Below are 4030 nucleotides of genomic sequence, written 5' to 3'. Positions count from 1 at the left end.
CCGGTGGCTCGGGTCCCACGGTCCGTTGGTGGTGTTCCACGGTTTGACCGGGCCGGTGAAATGGACGATCCGCGCCCCGAGCGAACGATCGAGATCGGCGAGCCGGAACCAGGCCAGAGGGTGGGCCGGGGGTCGGCAGCCGGACGGCGGGCAGCGTGGCGTGGCTGATGGCCTCGCGGCTGATGGCGCGCGGCATCGACTTCACCACGCTGATCGTGCTCGCGCGGACACTGTCGCCGCAGGATTTCGGCCTGATCTCGGTCGCGATGACGCTGATCTTCATCGTCGAGGCGGTGTCCGAACTGCCGATCGTCCAGTCCTTGGTCCGGCTCGACCAGATCGGCCGCAGCCATCTCGACACCGCCTTCACCATCGGCGTGATCCGCGGCGCGATCCTCGCCATCGTCATCGCCGGCGCCGCCTTTCCCTTCTCCTGGGCCTATGCCGATCCGCGACTGGTGCCGCTGATCCTGTTCCTCGCGCTGTCGCCGATCGCGCGCGGGCTGCAGAGCCCGGCGATGGTGCAATATGCCCGCCGCATCGACTTCCGCCGCGATCTCGTGATCGAGATCGTCAGCAAGGTGTTCGGCTTCTCGGTCGCGGTCGTGCTCGCGATCACCACCCACAGCTATTGGGCGATCGCCGCGGGCACCGTCGTCACGCCGCTCGCCAGCATGGTGCAATCCTATTGCTTTGCGCCGTTCCGGCCGCGGCTCGGCCTGTCGCAATGGCGCAGCTTCGCCGGCTTCCTCGGCTGGGCGAGCTTGGCGCAGGCGCTCGCCGCGCTGAGCTGGCAGTCGGACAAGCTGATCCTCGGTCGCTTCATCAGCAAAGGCGACCTCGGCCATTTCTCGATGGCGGCGGACCTGTCGTCGGTGCCCGAACAGGTATTGGTGACGCCGGCGATGCGGCCGCTGATGGCCGGCTTCGTGACGCTCAAGGATTCGCGCGAGCGGATGGCGCGCGCCTATCTGCGCATTTCGCAGACGCTGCTGACCATCGCCGCGCCGGGCATGATCGGGCTCAGCCTCGTCGCCGATCAGGTGGTGCCGGTGGTGCTCGGCGGCAACTGGATCTCGTCGATCCCGATGTTGCGCTGGCTCGCGCTCGCGCCGGTGTTCGTCGTCTGGGTCTCGCCGCTCGACCCGATGGCGATGGCGATGGGCCGCACCTCGATCTTCCTGCGCCAGCGCCTCGTCGAGATCGTCATCAAGCTGCCGGTGCTGGTGGCGCTGATCTGGTATTATGGCGTGATGGGCGCGGTGATCGGCCGGGTCCTTACCAATGCGACGATGATGCTGGTGACGATGGGCTATGTCCGCAAGCTCGTCGGCCTCGGCATCGTCGCGCAAGTGCTCGCGCCGTGGCGGATCGCGCTCGCCACCGCCGGCATGGCCGCGGCGATCCTGCTGCTGCCCGATGCGATGCGCCAGTCGCTGTCGCTGGTCGCGGTGATCGGCACCGTCGTGCTCGGCGCATCGGTCTATGGCGCGATCCTGCTCGGCTCCTGGGCGGCGGTCGGCCGTCCCGAGGGGCCGGAGAGCATGGTGGTCGACCGGCTGTCGCAGATCGGGCGGCGGTTCGGGCGGCGTGGCCCCGCATAGGCCACCGGAGGCCTTTGCCATGAGCGCGAACGCAACGATGACGGCCTTAGTGTTCCTCGGGACAGCGCTCGCCGAAATCGCCGGATGCTTCGCCTTCTGGGCCTGGTTGCGCCTCGGCAGATCGATGTGGTGGGTCGTCCCGGGCCTGCTGTCGCTATGCCTGTTCGCCTCTCTGCTCACGCTGCCGGCCGTGGCGCAGGCGGGGCGCGCCTATGCCGCCTATGGCGGCGTCTATATCGCATCGGCGGTCGTCTGGCTGTGGCTTGCCGAAGGTACGAAGCCGGATCGCTGGGACGTCCTGGGGGCGTGCGTATGCCTTGCCGGCGCGGCGATCATCTATTTGGGACCGCGCGTCGCGTCCGGGAGCTGACCGCCGCCTTCTGCGAGGGGGCAAGGCCGGCGGTTCCAAGGGTTTGCCCGTCCGACTCCGTCTCGGTTGCTAAAGACCGGGAAAGACCGACAATGCGCCTCGACGAGGGTCTGCAAGACAGGACGGATGAATGGGACGAGGCGCGGCCGATCGCGGCTTGCGCGGCGGACAGGTGCGTCCCCCCGCTGGACGAAACCGCCGATGACGCCTCTCCCCCGTGTACCGGAGCGGACCACGGCAAACATGGCTTCTCCTGCCAGGCCTCTCCGATTAGACAGCGGCATCTTCCAACGCGGACGACCCGTCACACCATGCCGCCGAACGGCCTTGAAGCAGTCTATCTGGACAATCGTGACAAGCTGCTTCGTTTCCTCCGGGCACGTGGTGCGGGCGAGGCTGCCGAGGACCTCGTCCATGACCTCTGGCTCAAGGTGGCGGGGCGCAGCGACGGACCGATCGCCAATCCCGTCGCCTACCTCTATCGGGCCGCCGATCTGCTGATGATCGACCGCTATCGCTCGCTGCGGCAGGCGGAACGGCGCGACCAGGCGTGGCACGACGGACAGCAGGATCATCCCGCGACCGCCCCGACCCCGGAACGCGAGGTCGGCGCGCGGCAGGAGGCGGCGAAGGTCACGCAGCTCCTGCGCAGCCTCGGCGATCGCAAGACGACGATCTTCCATCGGGCGCGCGTCGAGGGGGTGCCGCAACGGGTGATCGCTGCGGAGCTGGGCATCAGCCTGAGTACGGTGGAGAGCGATTTGCGCGACGTGACCAGGGCCTTGGTCAAGCTGAAGGGTGAGATACGATGAGCGCGTTCGGACCGGGCGCCGCAGGACATGCCGTCGACGGCGTCGCCCTGGACTGGGCGCTGCGGATGGCCGAGCCCGATGCCGATTGGGACGCCTTCACGCACTGGCTCGAAGCGGACGCGGGGCATGCGGAGCTGTACGATCGTGCGGTCGTCGCTCTGGCCGCCGCGACCGAAAGCGTCGTGCGGACCGTCCCGACGCCGCCACCCGCCGCGAATGATCCCGAGCCGGTCATTGCCGAGCCTTCGCAGCGGCCGGCACGCGGCATCTGGCTCGCCGTCGCCGTCGTGCTGGTCGGATTGTTCGGTTTCGGCCTTTGGCGCGAACAGGATCAATCCTATACGATCGCAACCATGGCGGGTGAACGGCGCAGCATCGCGCTTGCCGAAGGCAGCAGCATCGAACTGGCCGGCGGGTCGCGCGTCCGGCTCGATCGGGCCCGGCCGCGTCGCGCCACCGTCGAGGCGGGCGAGGCGCTGTTCCGGGTGCGCCACGACGCTGGCGCGCCGTTCCACGTCGATGTCGGCGGTCTTGCGCTGACCGATCTCGGCACCGTGTTCGACGTGCGGGTGCTGGGCGCGCGCAAGCAGGTCGCGGTCGGCGAAGGCGCGGTGATGGTCGACCCCAAAGGCGCTGCGCTCCGCCTCGACCCCGGTCAGGGGGTCGTCGCCGATGGCGACACGTTGCGGCGGACGCGGACGGACGTCGCCGATGTCGGCGCCTGGCGCGACGGCCGCCTCGCCTATGACGGCGCGACGATGGCGGAGGTCGCCGAAGACCTGTCGCGGCAGCTCGGCTGGCGCATCACCGCCGCCCCGGCGGTCGCCACCCGGATCTTCAACGGCACGCTGGAGACGCACGCGTTTCGCAACGACCCGATGCTGCTCGCGGCGCTTCTGGACGTCAGCGTGCGGCGCAACGGCGACGGTTGGACGCTGGATCTGCCTCGGTGAGGCGCGGGACGAGCGGCATCGCCGCCTGCGCGCTGCTCCTCGTCTCGCCCGCGGTTCGCGCCGAGACCCTGTCGATCAACCTGCCCGGCGGCACCGTCGGGCAACAGGTGACCGCGCTCGGCCGTCAGGCCCGGATCAGCATCGTCGTGCCCGACGCATCGCTCTGGTCGCGCGCGGTCCCCGCATTGCGCGGACGGCTGTCGGCCAAGGCGGCGCTCGCCGCGATCGCCGCGCGCGCGCATGCGCAGGTCGAGCCGATCGGCGCGCAGAGCTGGCGGCTGCGCCCCGCGC

Annotated in this window: 4 protein-coding genes and 1 pseudogene; all 5 read left to right on the top strand. The window is 69.6% G+C overall.

The genetic code is table 11. The annotated features are described in order from the left end of the window. Positions 1 to 155 precede the first annotated feature (155 nt). Positions 156 to 1604, top strand: a complete 1449-nt coding sequence (locus FFS23_RS19795; RefSeq protein WP_137899946.1) for a lipopolysaccharide biosynthesis protein — start codon at positions 156 to 158, stop codon at positions 1602 to 1604. 37 nt (positions 1605 to 1641) lie between these two features. Next, a complete protein-coding gene (locus FFS23_RS19790) occupies positions 1642 to 1974 on the top strand; it encodes a YnfA family protein (RefSeq protein ID WP_137899947.1) in 333 nt (110 codons plus the stop codon). 92 nt (positions 1975 to 2066) lie between these two features. Next, positions 2067 to 2786 (top strand): RNA polymerase sigma factor, encoded by a 720-nt coding sequence (locus tag FFS23_RS19785; protein ID WP_349303964.1) that lies wholly within the window; start codon positions 2067 to 2069, stop codon positions 2784 to 2786. Beyond that, positions 2783 to 3739, top strand: coding sequence for a FecR family protein (locus tag FFS23_RS19780; protein ID WP_137899945.1), 957 nt, complete (start codon positions 2783 to 2785; stop codon positions 3737 to 3739). The genes FFS23_RS19785 and FFS23_RS19780 overlap by 4 nt, the downstream gene beginning before the upstream one ends. Continuing rightward, positions 3736 to 4030 (top strand): annotated as a pseudogene (locus FFS23_RS19775) (hypothetical protein); the annotation flags it as partial. The gene FFS23_RS19780 and the pseudogene FFS23_RS19775, both read left to right, overlap by 4 nt.

Source organism: Sphingomonas sp. 2SG (assembly GCF_005503285.1).
GTDB lineage: Bacteria > Pseudomonadota > Alphaproteobacteria > Sphingomonadales > Sphingomonadaceae > Sphingomonas > Sphingomonas taxi.
This window is presented reverse-complemented; position numbering and strand designations above follow the sequence as displayed.